Here is an 18,083-nt window from a genome sequence, read left to right on the forward strand (position 1 = left end):
ATCATGGGCTTTTTCGAAACAAATCTTGGAATTTTCGTGACCATCCTTGCACAGTGTTTGGCTGTGATTGGGTTCTTGTTGGTCTGTGCGATGTTCCTTGTGTATGGCGACCGTAAAATTTGGGGTGCGGTACAGTTGCGCCGTGGTCCAAACGTTGTGGGACCTTGGGGATTATTCCAGCTGATCGCGGATTTCTTGAAATACCTTGTGAAAGAGGTCGTGATCCCAGCGGGTGCGGATAAAACCGTGTTTTTGCTGGCGCCGATGATTGCATTTGTGCTGCCTGTGGTGATCTGGGCGGTTATTCCGTTTAATGAAACATGGATTGTTTCGGATCTAAACATCGCCATTCTTTATATTTTCGCGATTGGTTCGCTGGAAGTTTACGGCGTGATTATGGGTGGTTGGGCGTCCAACTCCAAATACCCGTTTTTGGGTAGCTTGCGTTCCGCCGCACAGATGATTTCATACGAAGTTTCCATTGGTTTCATCATCGTGGGCATCATCATTTCAACGGGATCGTTGTCTTTGGTTGATATCGTAAAAGCCCAAGATGGCAATTACGGCGCGCTTAGCTGGTATTGGTTGCCACACTTCCCAATGGTTTTCTTGTTCTTTATTTCGGCACTTGCCGAAACCAACCGCCCACCGTTTGATTTGCCAGAGGCGGAATCAGAATTGGTGGCGGGGTATCAGGTTGAATATTCATCAACACCATTCTTGTTATTCATGATCGGTGAATATTTGGCGATTTGGTTGATGTGTGCGCTGACATCATTGTTCTTCTTTGGTGGTTGGTTATCACCAATCCCAGGTCTGCCAGATGGCCCATTGTGGTTGATCGGTAAAATGGCGTTCTTCTTCTTCATGTTCGCAATGGTAAAGGCGATCACACCGCGTTACCGCTATGACCAATTGATGCGCTTGGGTTGGAAAGTATTCTTGCCAATGTCATTGGCTTGGGTTGTCATTGTGGCATTCTTTGCACAATTCGGTGCCTTTGGCGGCGCTTATGCACGCTGGGCTGTTGGGGGTTAATGATGCTGCGTCGTTTAACAACATCAATTGCATTTCTGCTTGGCCTGATGGCTATGCCGATTGCGGCTGATGTTGCGGATGAAACTTCGTCGCTTCATGCGATGGCAGAGGACTGTGTTGCAGCCAAGCGCGATGTTTGCGTGGTGATGGCATCAACACAGGTTCTGACATCTATGGATATGATGGAACATCTGTTTAAAAACGATGCGGAAAAATTGGCACGATTTGCGGAACTGTTCGAAGTGTCTTCGTTCAAAACATTGCAAACGGGCCGCCCAGCATTTCGCAAGTTTCTGGCGGAAAATGCGATTTGGACATTGGATTTTTATAACGAGCGTTTCCGCGCTGGTTTCGAAAAAGACTACTCTTATGAAAAGGTGCGCCATAACTATGCGGCGTTCCAATTGTTGCGTGCACAGGCATGTGACGAACTGAATAATGCGCCTTGCGCTGAATCCGCTTTGTGGAGCTTGAACAACACACAAAAGGGCGGGCATTGGGATGATGTTGTGAAACATTTCCAAATGAAAGAAGAGCTGGCGATACAACTTCCTGCAAAAATGCTTGCAGATTACAAAGGACGGATTTGATGGCGTTTGATTATGCGCGCTCGGCGAAATATTTTTTGCTAGCAGATTTCATTGTCGGTTTTAAATTGGGGATGAAATATTTTTTCCGCCCCAAGGCGACGTTGAACTATCCCCATGAAAAGGGTCCTCTAAGCCCGCGTTTTCGTGGTGAACACGCATTGCGTCGTTATCCAAATGGCGAAGAACGCTGTATCGCATGTAAATTGTGCGAAGCGATTTGCCCAGCACAAGCGATCACCATCGATGCGGAACCGCGCGATGATGGATCACGGCGTACAACACGTTATGACATCGACATGACAAAATGCATCTACTGTGGTTTCTGCCAAGAAGCATGCCCAGTGGACGCCATCGTCGAAGGACCAAATTTCGAATTTTCCACAGAAACCCGCGAAGAGCTGTTTTATGACAAGGATAAATTGTTATCCAACGGCGAACGTTGGGAAGCGGAAATCGCACGCAACATCGAATTAGACGCGCCGTACCGGTAAGCGACACAGATAGGGGAAACATCTTATGGGCATTACACTTCTTGCCTTTTACTTATTTGCGATTGTTGCGGTCTGTTCCGGGCTGTTCGTCGTATTGGCGCGCAACCCTGTGCATTCGGTGCTGTGGTTGATTTTGGCATTCTTTAGCGCGGTTGGCATGTTCATCCTTGTTGGGGCTGAATTTATCGCGATGTTGCTGGCCATTGTTTACGTTGGCGCGGTCGCGGTGTTGTTCCTGTTCGTGGTGATGATGCTGGATGTCGATTTTGTGGAACTGAAGGGCGGTATGGCGAAATACCTGCCGTTTGGTTTGGCTATTGGCGCGGTATTGTTGATCGAACTGGGTTTGGTTTTTGGCCACTGGAACGTGGCCGATAACGCAGAGGCATTACGCCAATCAGTTACACCAGATATTGCGGATAAGCATAACACCATTGCGCTCGGCTCGGTGATTTACACCGATTATATCTATCTTTTCCAAGCATCGGGTTTGATCCTGTTGGTGGCGATGATCGGTGCGATCGTTTTGACATTGCGCCACCGCACGGATGTGAAACGTCAAAATATCCAAACACAGATGCATCGTGATCCAGCGAAAACGATGGAAATCAAAAACGTGAAACCGGGGCAGGGGCTATGATACCACTTGAACACTATCTTACCGTTGCGGCGATCCTGTTTGTTATCGGGATTTTCGGAATATTTGTGAACCGCAAAAACGTAATCGTCATTTTGATGTCGATTGAATTGATGTTGCTTGCGGTGAATATCAACCTGGTTGCCTTTTCCGCCCATCATGGGGATTTGACAGGGCAGATTTTCACACTGTTTGTGCTGACAGTTGCGGCGGCTGAGGCCGCGATTGGCTTGGCGATCTTGGTTTGCTTCTTCCGTAATCGTGGGACGATTGCTGTTGAAGATGTCAACGTAATGAAAGGTTAAGGGGCAATGGAACAAATTCTTCTTTTTGCTCCGCTTGTTGGTGCGCTTATCTGTGGTTTCGGCCATCGGATGATCGGCGAAAAAGCGGCGATGATGGTGGCAACGGGTTTGTTGTTTCTGTCCGCAATCCTGTCTTGGGTCGCGTTTTTAACATTCCATGGCAATGATCATGTGATCCCGTTGATGCGCTGGGTTGAAAGTGGCGGGTTGTCCACCGATTGGGCCATCCGCGTTGACCGTTTGACCGTGATTATGTTGATCGTGATTACATCTGTATCATCATTGGTACATTTGTATTCATGGGGCTACATGGCCGACGATCCCCAGTGGAAAGAAGGCGAAAGCTATAAGCCGCGCTTCTTTGCTTATCTGTCGTTCTTTACATGGGCGATGTTGATGCTGGTGACGGCGGATAACCTGTTGCAACTGTTTTTCGGTTGGGAAGGTGTGGGCGTTGCATCATACCTGTTGATCGGTTTTTATTACCGCAAACCAACGGCGAATGCCGCCGCGATCAAAGCGTTTGTTGTAAACCGTGTGGGTGACTTTGGTTTTTCATTGGGTATCTTTGGACTGTATTTCCTGACCAAGAGCATCAATTTTTCCGAAATTCTTGACCCCCACACAGCCGAGGCAATTTCACAGCAAACCATTCGGTTCCTCAGCTGGGATATCAACGCACTTGAGGTAATCACAATGTTGCTGTTCATCGGTGCGATGGGTAAATCGGCACAGTTGTTTTTGCACACATGGTTGCCAGACGCGATGGAAGGGCCGACACCAGTGTCCGCATTGATCCACGCGGCGACAATGGTAACGGCGGGTGTATTCATGGTGTGTCGTTTGTCACCACTAATGGAATACGCAACATTCACTCCGAATTTTATCATCGTGATCGGTGCAACGACGGCGTTTTTCGCCGCAACCGTTGGATTGGTGCAAAACGATATTAAACGCGTGATCGCATATTCCACCTGTTCACAGCTTGGCTATATGTTTGTGGCGGCGGGTGTTGGTGCCTATCCGGTGGCGATGTTCCACTTGTTCACACACGCCTTTTTCAAGGCAATGTTGTTCTTGGGCGCGGGTTCGGTGATCCATGCGATGCACCACGAACAAGATATGCGCAATTATGGTAACCTGCGTAAAAAGATCCCATATACATTCGCCGCGATGATGATCGGCACATTGGCGATCACGGGTGTTGGTATCCCACTGACACATATCGGTTTTGCGGGTTTCTTGTCCAAGGATGCGATCATTGAATCGACATTTGCGGCCGGTGCAGGCCCTGCGCAATATGCGTTTATTCTGTTGGTACTTGCCGCGGCCATGACCAGTTTTTATTCATGGCGCCTTATCTTCCTGACATTTTATGGCACGGAGCGTGGCGATAAGCATACGCATGAACATGCACATGAAAGCCCGATGGTGATGTTGATCCCATTGGCGGTTCTGGCATTGGGTGCGATTTTTGCAGGCATGTTGTGGTACGAAGATTTCTTTGGCCATCACGTCGAAGAATTCTTTGGCCATTCGGTATATGCCAACCATGAAACAAACCACGTAATCCATGATGCGCATAACGTGCCAAAATGGGTCAAGGTTTCACCGTTTGTTGCGATGTTGTCTGGATTTATTCTGGCGTGGATCATGTATATCAAAAAACCAACGGCACCTGCGAAGTTGGCAGAACAGCACAGCGGGTTGTACGCATTTTTGCAAAACAAATGGTATTTCGATGAACTTTACGATTTGATCTTTGTGAACCCAGCCAAGGCGCTTGGCCGGTTCTTGTGGAAAAAGGGCGATGGCAAGGTGATTGATGGTGGCATCAACGGCGTTGCCATGGGGATTATCCCATTCCTGACCAAATGGGCAGGGCGGGCGCAATCTGGTTACTTGTTCCATTATGCATTTGCGATGTTCCTCGGGCTCGCGGCGATTATCACTTACTTTGCGATTACTGGGGGGGCTCACTAATGGCCTTGACTGACAGTCTTTTGTCCCTTGTGATATTCCTGCCCTTGGTGGCGGCGTTTATCCTGATGTTTATTCTGCGTGGCGAAGATGCTGCGGCACAACATAACGCCAAGGTGTTGGCGCTGGTGGCAACGATTGCCAATTTTGTGGCGTCGATCTTTATCCTGACCAGTTTTGATAAAAACAACACAGGGTTCCAATTGGTTGAAACCCACGAATGGCTTGCAGGTTTGCAATACAAGGTTGGTGTTGATGGCATTTCGGTTCTGTTCGTGATGTTGACCACATTCTTGATGCCCATTGTGATTGGCGCATGTTGGAAGGTTGAACACCGCGTCAAAGAATACATGATCGCATTCTTGGTTTTGGAATCGCTGATGATCGCCGTATTCTGTGCGCTTGATATGATCCTGTTCTATGTTGTGTTCGAAGCAGGCCTGATCCCGATGTTCCTGATCATTGGTATTTGGGGCGGCAAAGATCGCATTTACGCATCGTTCAAATTCTTCCTCTACACATTGCTCGGTTCTGTTTTGATGTTGGTTGCGATGTTGTTCATGTGGTGGGATGCGGGCACGACCGATATTCCAACATTGTTGAACACCCATACATTTGACAGCGCGGATTTCACCATCCTTGGCATCACCATTGTTGGTGGCGTGCAAACATTGCTGTTCTTGGCGTTTTTCGCATCATTCGCGGTGAAAATGCCGATGTGGCCTGTGCATACATGGCTGCCAGATGCTCACGTTCAGGCGCCAACAGCGGGTTCTGTTGTTTTGGCGGCGGTTCTGTTGAAAATGGGCGGTTATGGGTTCTTGCGCTTTAGCTTACCCATGTTCCCAGAGGCATCGGCAATTCTGGCCGATTTCGTGATGACCTTGTCTGTAATCGCGATCATCTACACTTCGCTTGTCGCGATGATGCAAGAGGACATGAAAAAGCTGATTGCCTATTCATCCGTTGCTCACATGGGGTTCGTTACCATGGGTATTTTTGCGATGAACCAACAGGGTATTGATGGTGCGATTTTCCAAATGATCAGCCACGGGTTTATCTCTGGTGCGTTGTTCTTGGGTGTTGGTGTGATCTATGATCGTATGCACACGCGCGACATCGATGCATATGGTGGTTTGGTTGTGCGTATGCCGGTTTATGCACTGGTGTTTATGTTATTCACCATGGCCAATGTTGGCTTGCCTGGCACATCTGGGTTTGTGGGTGAATTTCTGACACTGGTTGGTGCATTCCAAGCAAACACATGGGTTGCATTTGGTGCAACCACGGGTGTGATCCTGTCGGCGGCCTATGCGCTCTGGCTGTATCGTCGTGTGGTGTTTGGTGATTTGATCAAGGAAAGCCTGAAATCAATCGCCGATATGGATACACGCGAAAAGCTGATGATGGCGCCATTGATCGTGATGACCATTTTGTTGGGTGTTTACCCCGCATTGGTTCTGGATCTGATCGGCCCAGCGGTAAGCAATTTGTTAGACAATGTCGCGACAGCACAGGGCGTGGTTGAAACCGCCGCACCTGTTGTGTCGCATTAATTAAGGGTGACTGACATGATCGGCACAGATATCAAAATCGTTTTGCCAGAAATCATTCTGGCGGGCTATTCCATGTTTATCCTCATGGTCGCCGTTTACGGCGGCAAGGATCGCCTTGCAGGCACCATTTTCTGGCTTACTGCGCTTGTGATGGCGGGATTGGGTTTGTGGATTGCCGCCGATGTTGACGTATCGCGCAGCGCATTTCGTGGGGCATTCATTGATGATAATTTCGCCCGCTTTGCCAAGGTGGTAATGTTATTCGCATCTGCCATCATGTTGTTGCTGTCGCAGGAATACCTGCGTCGTAACAATCTGCTAAAATTTGAATTTCCGGTTCTGATCGCATTGGCCAATGTTGGTATGATGATGATGGTTTCTGCGGGTGATTTGATGGCGCTTTATATGGGCTTGGAATTGCAATCGCTGTCTCTTTACGTGATTGCGGCATTTCGCCGTGACAGCCTGCGTTCAACAGAGGCGGGTTTGAAATATTTTGTGCTGGGCGCCTTGTCATCTGGCTTGCTGTTATACGGTGCATCACTGGTTTACGGTTATGCAGGAACCACGCAATTTGCGGGCATCGCATCTACCATTCAGGGTGGTGAACTTGGGCTGGGCATGTTGTTTGGCCTTGTGTTCATGTGCGTTGGTATGGGGTTCAAAATATCTGCTGCACCGTTTCACATGTGGACGCCCGATGTTTACGAAGGCTCGCCAACACCCGTAACAGCATTTTTCGCAACCGCGCCCAAGGTGGCCGCCGCCTGTTTGTTTGCACGTGTTGTGCATGATGCATTTGGTGCTGCGGTATCTGATTGGAAACAGATCATTGCATTCTTGTCCGTCCTTTCCATGTTCCTCGGCGCGATTGCGGCGATTGGGCAAACCAATATCAAACGTCTGATGGCCTATTCATCAATCTCTCACATGGGGTTTGCATTGATGGGCTTGGCGGCAGGTACGGAACTGGGCGTGCAATCATTGCTGATTTACATGGTGATCTATGTGGCGATGAATGTCGGTGTGTTTGCGTTTATCCTCAACATGGAAAAAGACGGGAACCCAGTCACCGATATTGCGGCACTTGGTCTTTATTCACGCCAAGAACCGCTTCGCGCAGCGGCACTTGCCGCATTGATGTTCTCACTTGCGGGTATCCCACCATTGGTTGGATTTTTTGGTAAGTTTTACGTGCTGAAAGCGGCGGTGCAGGCCGATCTGGCGTGGCTGGCGATTGCCGGTGTGATCGCATCTGTGATTGGTGCGTTTTATTACCTGCGCATCATTTATCTGATGTATTTCGGCGAAGAAGCGGATGCCTTGAACGGTAAAATGCCAACATTGCATTACGTGGCCTTGATGGCATCGGCGTTTGTGATGATCGCGGGTATCGTGAACCTGTTCGGGATCGAAGGTTTCGCCGCCAATGCGGCTGCGAGCCTGTTGCGTTAATATGAACGGCTGGCCCACCGGCGTGGGCCGCCGTGTTTTTGATACCATCGACAGCACAAATATTTATGCGCGCGCTATCGTGAATGATGGCGCGTCGCCCGTTTGGATCATGGCACATGAACAAACCGTAGGTGTTGGGCGGCGCGGGCGGGCATGGTCAACACAACGAGGCAATTTTGCCGCGACTTATCTGGCCGAGATCAAGGATGATTTAAACACGGTGGCGTTGCGCAGCTTTGTTGCCGCGCTTGCATTGTATGATGCGCTGAATGCTGTGGGTGTGGCGGCGGATCGGCTATCCCTCAAATGGCCAAATGATGTGTTGCTTGATGGGGGCAAGGTCGCGGGTATCTTGCTAGAAACCGCTGGTGTGGGACCAAGCCATATTTGCATCGGAATTGGTGTAAACCTTGCCCATGCACCGGAGCCTGCGAAAATGGAAACCAATGCAGTGCCGGCAAAATCATTGCTGGCGGATGTTGGGATAAACATTAACGCGGAACAGTTTTTGGATGCTTTGGCATTCGCGTATCAGCAACGAGAAACCCAATTTCGCGCTAGCGGATTTGACACCATTCGAACCGATTGGTTGACACATGCTGCGCGGCTGGGTGAAACCATCATCGCACGTACACCAAAAGGCGATACCGTTGGCACGTTTGAGACGCTAGACGAAACAGGCGCGGTTATATTACAAACCGCCAAAGGGCGCTGTGCCATTCACGCCGCCGAAATCTTTTTCACCTAAAGGACAACAAATGTTATTGGCCATTGATATTGGGAATACAAACTCGGTTTTTGCCATTCACGATGGCAAAGAGTTCATTGCATCTTGGCGTTGTGAAACCGTGGCGAAACGCACGGCGGATGAATATTATGTGTTCCTCAAACAGTTGATGGATTTGAACGGGATCAAGGCAACACTAGATCGTGTGATTGTTAGTTCAACCGTGCCACGCGCAGTGTTCAATATTCGTGTTTTATCAGACCGTTATTTCGATTGCCGCCCGATTGTGGTGGGGAAACCCGAAACAAAATTGGGCATTGATGTGCGCGTGGATGAGGGCACAACCGTGGGCCCAGATCGCTTGGTCAATACCGTTGCGGCCCATGATTTATATGGCGGTGATTTGGTGGTTGTGGATTTTGGTACCGCCACCACGTTTGACGTTGTTGATCACGATGGCGCCTATATTGGCGGTGTGATTGCACCCGGTGTGAACCTGTCGATGGAAGCATTGCACATGGCCGCCGCTGCGTTGCCTCACATCGATGTGACAATGCCCGACAAGGTGATCGGCACCAATACCGTAGAATGTATGCAATCGGGCGTATTTTGGGGTTACGTTGGGCTGGTCGAAGGGATATGTAAACAAATTCGCGCCGAACACCCACGCGCGATGAAAATCATCGGCACAGGCGGCTTGGCCTCGTTATTTGAACGCGGCACTGACGTATTTGAAAACATAGAAACAGATTTAACCTTGCATGGGTTAAAGTTGATCGCAGAACGAAACGACACATAATATGACTTCGAAAAATAAATTGGTGTTCCTGCCACTGGGTGGTGCAGGTGAAATTGGCATGAACATGTATCTGTATGGTTATGGCCTTGCTGGTAAGGAACGTTTCATTCTTGTCGATGTGGGTGTGACATTCCCCGATATGGACGGCACCCCCGGTGTTGATTTGATCATGGCGGACCCTGCGTATATTGAACAACGCGCGGATCGTTTGGATGGGATTTTCATCACCCACGCCCATGAAGATCATATTGGCGCGATTGGCCTGTTATATCCACGGCTCAAAGCACCGATTTATTGCCGCAAATTCACCGGCGCCGTTGCACGCGCCAAAATGGAAGAACGCGGCCAAGACCCTAATTTGGTAGAGGTCGTCGGGCCTTACCCCGAACAGGTGACATGTGGCGAGATGAAGGTGGGTTTCCTGCCCGTTTCCCATTCGATACCAGAGGCATCTGGTTTGGTGATCGACACACCAGCAGGGCGCATTGTTCACACGGGTGATCTAAAACTGGACGAAAGCCCAATGGTGGGTGAACCGTTCAATGCCGCACTCTTTGCTGAACTGGGAAAACAAGGTGTGCATGCGCTTGTTTGCGATAGCACAAATGTATTTTCACCCGAACCAGGACGATCAGAGGCAACGTTGCCCGAACCACTTGGTAAAATGATCAAAGGTGCCAGCGGCATGGTCGTTGCCACCACATTTGCATCCAACATCGCGCGTCTGCGCACATTGGCACAAGCGGGTGTTGATGCGGGGCGTTCGGTTTGTGTGCTGGGGCGTTCAATGCAGCGTATGTTGGGTTATGCCCAATCAACCGGTGTGCTGGATAATTTCCCGCCAACCATCCCATTGGAAGACATCCAAGACGTGCCACGCGATCATTTGATGTTGCTGGTGACAGGCAGCCAAGGCGAACGCCGCGCGGCATCTGGCCAATTGGCCAACGGCAAATATCTGGGCATCACGTTGAAAGAGGATGATACATTCTTGTTTTCATCCAAAACCATCCCGGGCAATGAAAAATCCGTTGGGCGCATTATCAACAGCTTTGCGATGCAAGGTGTGAATGTAATCGATGATAGTGCTGGGATTTATCACGTATCTGGCCACGCCAATCGCCCCGATTTGGAACGCATTCACGACCTGTTGAAACCCAATATGTTAATCCCGATGCATGGTGAATTCCGTCATTTGCGTGAACATGCCGAATTGGCAGAATCCAAGGGGATCAACGCCGCGGTTGCCGCCAATGGTACGATGCTCGACATTACGAACAAAAAACCCGTTGCATATGATCACGTCGAAACAGGGCGTGTTTATTTGGATGGCACGCGTCTGATCGGTGCGATGGACGGTGTGGTGTTGGAACGTATCCGCATGGCAACGCGTGGCATGGTTTCCGTATCATTGGTGATCGAAGAAAAAGAATTGCTGGGTGTGTGGGCCGAACCAACAGGTTTACCAGAAACCAACCCGATCGAGGATGATCTGGCCGAACAGATCGAAGCGATGGTTGAACAAGCCCTGATGGCAGCAAATGCGAAATCATTGGGAAATGATGACAAGGTCGAGGAATTGACCGAACGCGCCGTGCGCAAAGTTTGCAAAGACGAAACCGGCAAAAAACCAGTGGTCAAGGTTTTGATCAACCGTTTAGAAGCAGCATAAAATAAGGGCGCTTGGATATTCACCAAGCGCTCTAAAATCTTCAAACGCGCCGTAAATTATGCGTCGTCTGTTGCATCTGCATCATCGTTTGATGATGCTTGCGGTGCTGGGTCTTTTTTCACAAAATCAAAGGATTGCGTCATAAAGGCGGGCATGTGATCACCCATGCCTTTGACAGTATTCTTTGGTTCTTGTTTGTGATTGCGCGATTTTTTCGAACGATTGTTCTGTTCGTTGTTGTCTGCGGATTTCGCAGGCGCTTTGTCTTGTTTTGCAGGCGCTTTATCCTGTTTTGCAGGTGCCGATTTTTGCGGAGCCGGTTTTTGTTCCTGCTTTGGCTTGTCAGTCTTTGGTGCGCGTGTTGATTTGGGTGTTTCCACGACAGGTGCATCAAGACGTGGAATGGGGTGTTTCACCAATTCTTCGATCTTGTCCAAATGTTTTTGCTCGTGGGGGAGGCAAAGCATGAACGCCCAACCGCTACGCCCTGCGCGACCTGTGCGGCCAATACGATGAACGTAATCTTCGGAATGGATCGGCACGTCATAGTTAAATACATGCGATACGTTTGGAATGTCCAAACCACGCGCGGCCACATCCGATGCGACCAGCAATTGAATGTCGTTATTGCGAAACCCGTTCAACACTTCCATACGATAGCGTTGATCCAGATCACCATGAATAGCGCCGGCGTTATACCCGTGTTTTTTCAATGATTTCAAAACGATATCAACATCAACCTTGCGGTTGCAAAAAATGATACCATTGGTCAGCGTTTCGGATTGGCTCTCGATAATTGCACGCAATGTATCGCGTTTCATCTTCGCCTCTACCTTGCGATTTGGGGCTTTGAAACAGCAAACCTTTTGTTCGATATTTTCTGATGTCGTTGCTTGGCGTGCGACCTCTACCCGTGTTGGGTTTTGCAAAAACTCTTGCGTGATCCGCGTGATTTCAGGCGCCATTGTTGCACTAAAAAACAAGGTTTGGCGGGTGAACGGGGTCAGTTTGAAAATACGTTCAATATCGGGAATGAACCCCATATCCAACATACGGTCAGCCTCGTCCACCACCATAATTTCGATACCCGTGAGCAACAGCTTGCCACGTTCGAAATGATCCAACAAACGCCCGGGTGTTGCGATCAACACATCTACGCCGCGATCAATCAATTTATCTTGTTCGTTAAACGAAACGCCACCGATCAACAGGGCCATATCAAGTTTAACGTATTTGGCATAAAGCTCGAAGTTTTCCGCAACCTGTGCCGCCAATTCGCGGGTGGGTGCCAAAACAAGGCTACGCGGCATCCGTGCGCGTGCACGACCCCGTGCCAATTTGTGGATCATTGGCAGGGTAAAGCCCGCCGTTTTACCCGTACCGGTTTGCGCAATGCCTAAAACATCGCGTCCTTCCAATGCGGGGGGGATTGCCTCTGCTTGGATGGGGGTAGGGGTGTCATAGCCAACATCGGCTATTGCTTTTAGGACCTTTGGAGACAGGCCCAAATCTGTAAATTTTGTCATATTTCTCGCGTTTAGTTGCGGCATTAATAATTGCCGCATGCTCATCGCGGCCCGATGACCGAAGCGTCATCATTTCCTCATGCGCATGATTTAAAGGATTTTACGCATATGTCAATCTGGCGAAAAGAACAGGTGTGGTTATGATTGTTTGCGCGGCAAAATTGCCTATATAGTGGACAAATATTGATGTTTGGGGGCGCTATGCCAGATTGGTTTATTTATTTTATCGCGGCAATCGTTGTTGGGATCATTGCATTGATCATGTTGCGCATGGCATGGCGCGCGGGGCGGCGTGCGTTGTGGATGAAACGTTATAACGACGTTGAAATGGTCAACGCGATGATGGCAGGGCGCATTGCACGGGGCATGACTATGGATATGGTTGTGGATGTTTGGGGCATCCCTGCTGATCTGGACGAAGTGGTCATGAAAACCAAAACCAAGCATGAAATGAAATACGACGAAAAAGGTAAAAATCGTTATGGAACGCGTGTTTATCTTGAAGATGAAATTGTTGTAGGTTGGGAAACCAAGTGATCCGTTATCTGTTGGATATTTGGCAAAGCTTTCGCGCCTTGCCATTGTGGGTACAGCTTTGGATGGTGTTTATTTTAGTGCCGGTGAATGTATTGTCGTCGGATTTTATGCTTGATCCAAATGGATGGATTATTGCCTTGTTAGCCTTTGCAGGTCTTGGCGCAAATCTGGTGATTATGCTTGTGCAGCGGGGGTTTTCCAAAGCAATGGCAATACCCCATTTGATATTTTGGATACCATTGCTGATCGTCGCATACCCGCTGGTGGGGGCGGATGTCGATTATAAATACGGAGCCTTTATCACCGTGATTTTCTGGGTGAATCTGATTTCCATCCTGTTCGATCTGCGCGATGCGTGGCAATGGTGGCAGGGTGATCGTGGCGTTGCAGGGCGTGTCAGGGCGCGAAAACCCGCGCCCTTGGGTTAAACCATTACGGTTTTTACATCCGTGAGGTTCAATTCAGGAAAATCACGTTCAACACGATCAATATCCCATTGCAGGCGGGTCATATAAACGGGATCACCATCATGATCCGTGGCCATATGCCCCTTGTTTCCGTCAATGAACTTATCAACATTTTCTTTCGGACCGGTTAACCAACGGGCCGAAGTGAATTGGGTTTGCTCGAACCGTACGGGAATGCCGTATTCAAGCTCGATGCGTGACGCCAGAACTTCGAATTGCAACGCGCCAACGACGCCCACAATCCAGCCTGCGCCGATCATCGGTTTGAACAGCTTTGCCGCACCTTCTTCGGCGAATTGGGTCAATGCTTTGTCCAGATGTTTGGCCTTCATCGGGTCGGTGGCGCGCACAGATTGCAGCAATTCTGGTGCAAATGATGGGATGCCTGCGAACCGCAGTATTTCACCCTCGGTCAAGGCGTCACCGATGCGCAATTGGCCGTGGTTGGGGATGCCGATAATATCTCCTGCCCATGCCTCTTCTGCCAATTCACGATCAGATGCGAGGAACAACATCGGGCTGGCGATGGCCATGACCTTTTTGCTGCGCACATGGGTGAGTTTCATGCCGCGTTTGAAATGCCCGGCGCACAGACGCACGAATGCAATGCGGTCGCGGTGTTTTGGGTCCATATTGGCTTGAACCTTGAACACAAACCCCGAAACTTTTGATTCATCAGGGGAAATTGGCCGCACATCGGATGGGCAAACCTGTGGCTTGGGGCCAAATTTACCGATGCCTTCCATCAATTCCTGCACGCCAAAGCTATTGATCGCAGAGCCAAACCAGATTGGGGTCAATGTGCCATCAAGGAATGCTTGGTGGTCGAATTCTGGCAACAATTCGCGTGCCATTTCAACCTCTTCCAAGAATTTTTCAAGCAGGTCAGCGGGCACATGTTCGGCCAGTTTTGGATCATCCAAACCGTTGATTTCAACGCTTTCGGCGATCACATTGCGATCGGCGCGATCCATCAATTCAAGACGATCATTTAACAGATCGTAACAGCCTAAAAATTCACGACCAACACCAATTGGCCAGCTGGCAGGGCAAACGTCAATCGCAAGGTTTTCTTGGATTTCATCAATAATATCAAATGTTTCACGGCTTTCGCGATCCATTTTATTACAGAACGTCAGGATCGGCATATCGCGCAGGCGACAGACCTCGAACAATTTGCGCGTTTGGCTTTCAACGCCTTTGGCGCCATCAATCACCATGACGGCGGCGTCCACTGCGGTGAGTGTGCGATAGGTGTCTTCGGAAAAATCAGAGTGGCCGGGCGTGTCCACCAGATTGAACCAAAAATCCTTAAATTCAAAGGACATAGCGGATGCGGAGACGGAAATGCCGCGATCCTTTTCCATCTGCATGAAATCGGAACGTGTGCGGCGTGCTTCGCCTTTGGCGCGCACCTGTCCAGCCATCTGAATTGCACCACCATAGAGCAGGAATTTTTCCGTCAAAGTGGTTTTCCCCGCATCGGGGTGAGAGATGATGGCGAATGTGCGCCGCCGATCAATTTCGGGGGGCAAAACGAATGAATTATCTGCGCGATCTAACATGAGGCTGCGTATAGATAAGGTTTCTGGGAAGGGCAAGAAAACACTGTATGACATCCGTGGGACAAATGGCGGACATGCGTATGGCAGATGTCGCACATTTGGGCGGGCACAGGATTTTGGATATTTAAAACATTTGGAGGTGGGGGTGTTTGGTTTGTTAGCATTGCTTGAAAATTGAGCGAAACGGCATAGGTATAAAGGAGGGGGAATGATGAAAATTATATCGCAAGACGACAATCAGATGATTGTGTGTGAAGACAATAAATTCATGCGCATGTTTTTTGGCATGTTTTTATTGGCGGGTTTATATTTTATTTACAAAGTGATCACAGATCAGGTGGATGATTATTTCGGGGTGCTTTTATTTATTGTCATACCCGTTGCGGGTCTGGGATGGTTTTCGCCTGTGACCTGTATGACAATTGATCGTGGGCGCGATATGGTGGTGCATCGTCACAAGCACCCGTTGCGCGGTGCGGTTGAAACGCAATACAAGCTGTTGGATATTTCGGGCATATGGTTTGCGCGATTGCGCGGTGATCATCGCGGGATGCGCCGCGTATTATTTCGCGTCAATGACGAAAACATCGGATTTACATTGCACAGTTTTGGTACGTTTCGTGCCAATCAAATCGAAGCAGTCGTAGATCAGATGCAAAAATTTATGAATATCGGTGGTGATCCCAGATAAATCCATTTGTGCTGGACGCGGCGTGGTGATGCGTTAGTCTGCCCCCAAAGGCAGAAGGAGTGCATTATGGATTTGGGAATCAAAGGCAAACGCGCGATCGTTTCGGCGGCGTCAAAGGGGCTTGGCTTTGGCTGTGCGGAGGCATTGGCAAAGGCGGGCGTTGATTTGGTGATATGTGCGCGAACACAAGAAACATTGGACCAAGCGGCGGAAAAATTGCGTGTACACGGTGTGGATGTGACAGCCGTTGCCTGTGACATCACAATCGAAGCGGGACAAAAGCAGGTTTTGGATGCCGCGGGTCATGTGGACATTTTGGTCACCAACGCAGGTGGGCCACCCCCCGGTGTGTGGTCCGATTGGAATCGCGATGATTTCATCAAGGCGCTGGATGCCAATATGCTGACACCAATTGCGTTGATGAAGGCCTGTTTGCCCAGCATGATGGAACAGGGTTGGGGTCGTGTGGTCAACATCACAAGCCAATCTGTGAAAGCACCGATTGCAGCGCTTGGCCTGTCCAATGCTGCGCGTACTGGATTAACAGGATATGTTGCGGGAACCGCACGCCAAGTGGCGGGCAGTGGTGTCACGATTAACAATCTGTTGCCAGGGATTCACGCGACTGATCGTGCGGTTTCATTGGATACAGGTGTATCAAAGGCGCAAGGGATCAGCATGGATCAAGCGCGCAAAAACCGCGAGGGCACTATTCCCGCAGGGCGTTATGGCGAGGCATCTGAATTTGGTGCGGCCTGTGCGTTTTTATGTTCAACGCAGGCTGGATTTATCGTTGGGCAAAACCTGTTGCTGGACGGTGGCGCGACATTGGCGACCATATAAATGGCAGAGAAGTTCAGCCTGAAAGATGAGTTATTCAACCTTGATCGGGTGACATATCTGGCTGAACTTTTCCACGCGGCGGATTCTGGATTTGATCGCGATGGTTTTGTGGCCGCCGTGATGGAACGGATGCTGGATCTGGAATTGATGGCGCGCATTGGCTGGATTGCGCAATGTCTGACCCAGTTCTTGCCAGATGATTTTGCAAATGCTGCGGATCGGATTGAAGCAGCATTGCCACCCGAGCTTGACCCCAGCAAATCCGACGATGATTTTGGCAGTTTTATTTTTGCCCCCTTAAGCGAATATGTGGTGATGCACGGGCTGAACGATCAGCATTTTGAGCGATCAATGGCGCTGTTACACGCAATTACGCGCCGCTTTTCAGTGGAATTTGCGATGCGCCATTTTTTGATCAAATACCCAGAACGGGTGCTGACGATTTTTGATCAATGGGCGCGTGATGATAATTATCATGTGCGCCGATTGGTAAGCGAAAGCACGCGCCCCGTGTTGCCGTGGGGGAAAAAGGTTTCACTGGATGTGGCGCAAACCTTGCCGCTGTTGGATATTCTGTATGCAGATCGCACACGATTTGTGACGCGATCTGTTGCCAATCATTTGAATGATGTTGCAAAGAATAACCCAGCCCTTGTGGTCAACAGGTTGCGCGATTGGCGCGATCAAGGGGTGCAGGACAGCAAAGAAATGGCGTGGATGTGCAAACATGCGCTGCGCACATTGATTAAACAGGGCGATATGAATGCGCTGTCACTGTTAGGGTATCGTGCGAAACCAGCGGTTGAAGTGTTGAGTTTTGAAGCGCCTGCGCAGGTGAAAATGGATGATTATCTGGAATTGTCGAGCCAGATCAAAGCCTTTGAGGATGAGCCGTTAATCGTGGATTTCATCATTGAATTCGTAAAATCCAACGGCGAGAGAAAACCCAAGGTTTTTAAATTGAAGCAGTTTGAAATGAAGGCGGGAGAAGTGGCCGAGTTGCACAAACGCCATCGTTTGGTTGCCAATGCGACGACGTTTAAGTTGTTTGCAGGTCTGCATCGTGTGCATTTACAGGTGAATGGGCGCGTGATGGCCAGTGCGGATTTTGAATTGATCCCATAGTGGATATTTCGCAGATCGGTTTTTTGGATATTTAGAACATTTGGAGATAAGGCGCATTGTTCACGCATTTGTCAGGAAA

At 49.4% G+C, this 18,083-nt stretch carries 18 protein-coding genes; 16 read left to right on the forward strand and 2 right to left on the reverse strand.

Annotated elements, in window-relative coordinates:
* Genes nuoH through BFP76_RS07960 form a run of 11 tightly spaced genes read left to right on the forward strand, consistent with a single transcriptional unit; the run spans nucleotide 1 to nucleotide 11,250 of the window.
* A complete protein-coding gene (gene nuoH, locus BFP76_RS07910) occupies nucleotides 1–1,038 on the forward strand; it encodes an NADH-quinone oxidoreductase subunit NuoH (protein ID WP_099593997.1) in 1,038 nt (345 codons plus the stop codon).
* Nucleotides 1,038–1,628, forward strand: coding sequence for a hypothetical protein (locus BFP76_RS07915; RefSeq protein ID WP_099592650.1), 591 nt, complete (start codon nucleotides 1,038–1,040; stop codon nucleotides 1,626–1,628). The genes nuoH and BFP76_RS07915 overlap by 1 nt, the downstream gene beginning before the upstream one ends.
* Nucleotides 1,628–2,119 (forward strand): NADH-quinone oxidoreductase subunit NuoI, encoded by a 492-nt coding sequence (gene nuoI / locus BFP76_RS07920; protein WP_373295869.1) that lies wholly within the window; start codon nucleotides 1,628–1,630, stop codon nucleotides 2,117–2,119. Before BFP76_RS07915 ends, nuoI begins: the two co-directional genes overlap by 1 nt.
* Before the next feature lie 25 nt (nucleotides 2,120–2,144).
* Entirely contained in the window at nucleotides 2,145–2,759 is a 615-nt protein-coding gene (locus BFP76_RS07925) for an NADH-quinone oxidoreductase subunit J (protein ID WP_099592652.1), read from the forward strand.
* Nucleotides 2,756–3,061 (forward strand): NADH-quinone oxidoreductase subunit NuoK, encoded by a 306-nt coding sequence (gene nuoK, locus BFP76_RS07930; protein WP_099592653.1) that lies wholly within the window; start codon nucleotides 2,756–2,758, stop codon nucleotides 3,059–3,061. The genes BFP76_RS07925 and nuoK overlap by 4 nt, the downstream gene beginning before the upstream one ends.
* A 6-nt stretch (nucleotides 3,062–3,067) precedes the next feature.
* A complete protein-coding gene (gene nuoL, locus BFP76_RS07935; RefSeq protein ID WP_099592654.1) occupies nucleotides 3,068–5,044 on the forward strand; it encodes an NADH-quinone oxidoreductase subunit L in 1,977 nt (658 codons plus the stop codon).
* Nucleotides 5,044–6,597 carry an NADH-quinone oxidoreductase subunit M gene (locus BFP76_RS07940; RefSeq protein ID WP_099592655.1) on the forward strand — a complete coding sequence of 518 codons (1,554 nt, stop codon included), beginning with the start codon at nucleotides 5,044–5,046 and terminating at the stop codon, nucleotides 6,595–6,597. The genes nuoL and BFP76_RS07940 overlap by 1 nt, the downstream gene beginning before the upstream one ends.
* Before the next feature lie 15 nt (nucleotides 6,598–6,612).
* Nucleotides 6,613–8,052: an NADH-quinone oxidoreductase subunit NuoN gene (gene nuoN, locus BFP76_RS07945; RefSeq protein ID WP_099592656.1), complete on the forward strand. Its 1,440-nt coding sequence runs from the start codon at nucleotides 6,613–6,615 to the stop codon at nucleotides 8,050–8,052.
* A gap of 1 nt (nucleotide 8,053) precedes the next feature.
* Nucleotides 8,054–8,800, forward strand: a complete 747-nt coding sequence (locus BFP76_RS07950) for a biotin--[acetyl-CoA-carboxylase] ligase (protein ID WP_099592657.1) — start codon at nucleotides 8,054–8,056, stop codon at nucleotides 8,798–8,800.
* A gap of 10 nt (nucleotides 8,801–8,810) precedes the next feature.
* Nucleotides 8,811–9,578 carry a type III pantothenate kinase gene (locus BFP76_RS07955; protein ID WP_099592658.1) on the forward strand — a complete coding sequence of 256 codons (768 nt, stop codon included), beginning with the start codon at nucleotides 8,811–8,813 and terminating at the stop codon, nucleotides 9,576–9,578.
* Between the two features lies 1 nt (nucleotide 9,579).
* Nucleotides 9,580–11,250: a ribonuclease J gene (locus tag BFP76_RS07960; RefSeq protein ID WP_099592659.1), complete on the forward strand. Its 1,671-nt coding sequence runs from the start codon at nucleotides 9,580–9,582 to the stop codon at nucleotides 11,248–11,250.
* Between the two features lie 56 nt (nucleotides 11,251–11,306).
* Here the strand turns inward: BFP76_RS07960 and BFP76_RS07965 are convergent, their stop codons facing one another.
* Nucleotides 11,307–12,776: a DEAD/DEAH box helicase gene (locus BFP76_RS07965; RefSeq protein ID WP_099592660.1), complete on the reverse strand. Its 1,470-nt coding sequence runs from the start codon at nucleotides 12,774–12,776 to the stop codon at nucleotides 11,307–11,309.
* A 201-nt stretch (nucleotides 12,777–12,977) separates the two neighbouring features.
* On the opposite strand from BFP76_RS07965, the gene BFP76_RS07970 reads away from it, so the two are divergent.
* Together BFP76_RS07970 and BFP76_RS07975 are read left to right on the forward strand one after the other, a co-directional pair.
* Complete coding sequence (locus tag BFP76_RS07970) at nucleotides 12,978–13,313, forward strand: hypothetical protein (RefSeq protein WP_133117409.1); 336 nt, start codon at nucleotides 12,978–12,980, stop codon at nucleotides 13,311–13,313.
* Entirely contained in the window at nucleotides 13,310–13,741 is a 432-nt protein-coding gene (locus BFP76_RS07975) for a hypothetical protein (protein WP_099592662.1), read from the forward strand. Before BFP76_RS07970 ends, BFP76_RS07975 begins: the two co-directional genes overlap by 4 nt.
* Here BFP76_RS07975 and BFP76_RS07980 read toward each other — a convergent pair.
* Nucleotides 13,738–15,345 carry a peptide chain release factor 3 gene (locus BFP76_RS07980; protein ID WP_099592663.1) on the reverse strand — a complete coding sequence of 536 codons (1,608 nt, stop codon included), beginning with the start codon at nucleotides 15,343–15,345 and terminating at the stop codon, nucleotides 13,738–13,740. The genes BFP76_RS07975 and BFP76_RS07980 overlap by 4 nt on opposite strands.
* Before the next feature lie 208 nt (nucleotides 15,346–15,553).
* Between BFP76_RS07980 and BFP76_RS07990 the strand changes: the two genes are divergently transcribed.
* The 3 genes from BFP76_RS07990 (at nucleotide 15,554) to BFP76_RS08000 (ending at nucleotide 18,004) form a co-directional block, all read left to right on the forward strand.
* Nucleotides 15,554–16,036, forward strand: a complete 483-nt coding sequence (locus BFP76_RS07990; RefSeq protein ID WP_133117410.1) for a hypothetical protein — start codon at nucleotides 15,554–15,556, stop codon at nucleotides 16,034–16,036.
* 66 nt (nucleotides 16,037–16,102) lie between these two features.
* Nucleotides 16,103–16,879, forward strand: coding sequence for an SDR family oxidoreductase (locus BFP76_RS07995; protein ID WP_099592666.1), 777 nt, complete (start codon nucleotides 16,103–16,105; stop codon nucleotides 16,877–16,879).
* A complete protein-coding gene (locus BFP76_RS08000; RefSeq protein WP_099592667.1) occupies nucleotides 16,880–18,004 on the forward strand; it encodes a DNA alkylation repair protein in 1,125 nt (374 codons plus the stop codon).
* Nucleotides 18,005–18,083 lie beyond the last annotated feature (79 nt).

This window comes from Paramylibacter kogurei (assembly GCF_002742285.1).
In the GTDB taxonomy this organism is placed as follows: Bacteria; Pseudomonadota; Alphaproteobacteria; order Rhodobacterales; family Rhodobacteraceae; genus Amylibacter; species Amylibacter kogurei.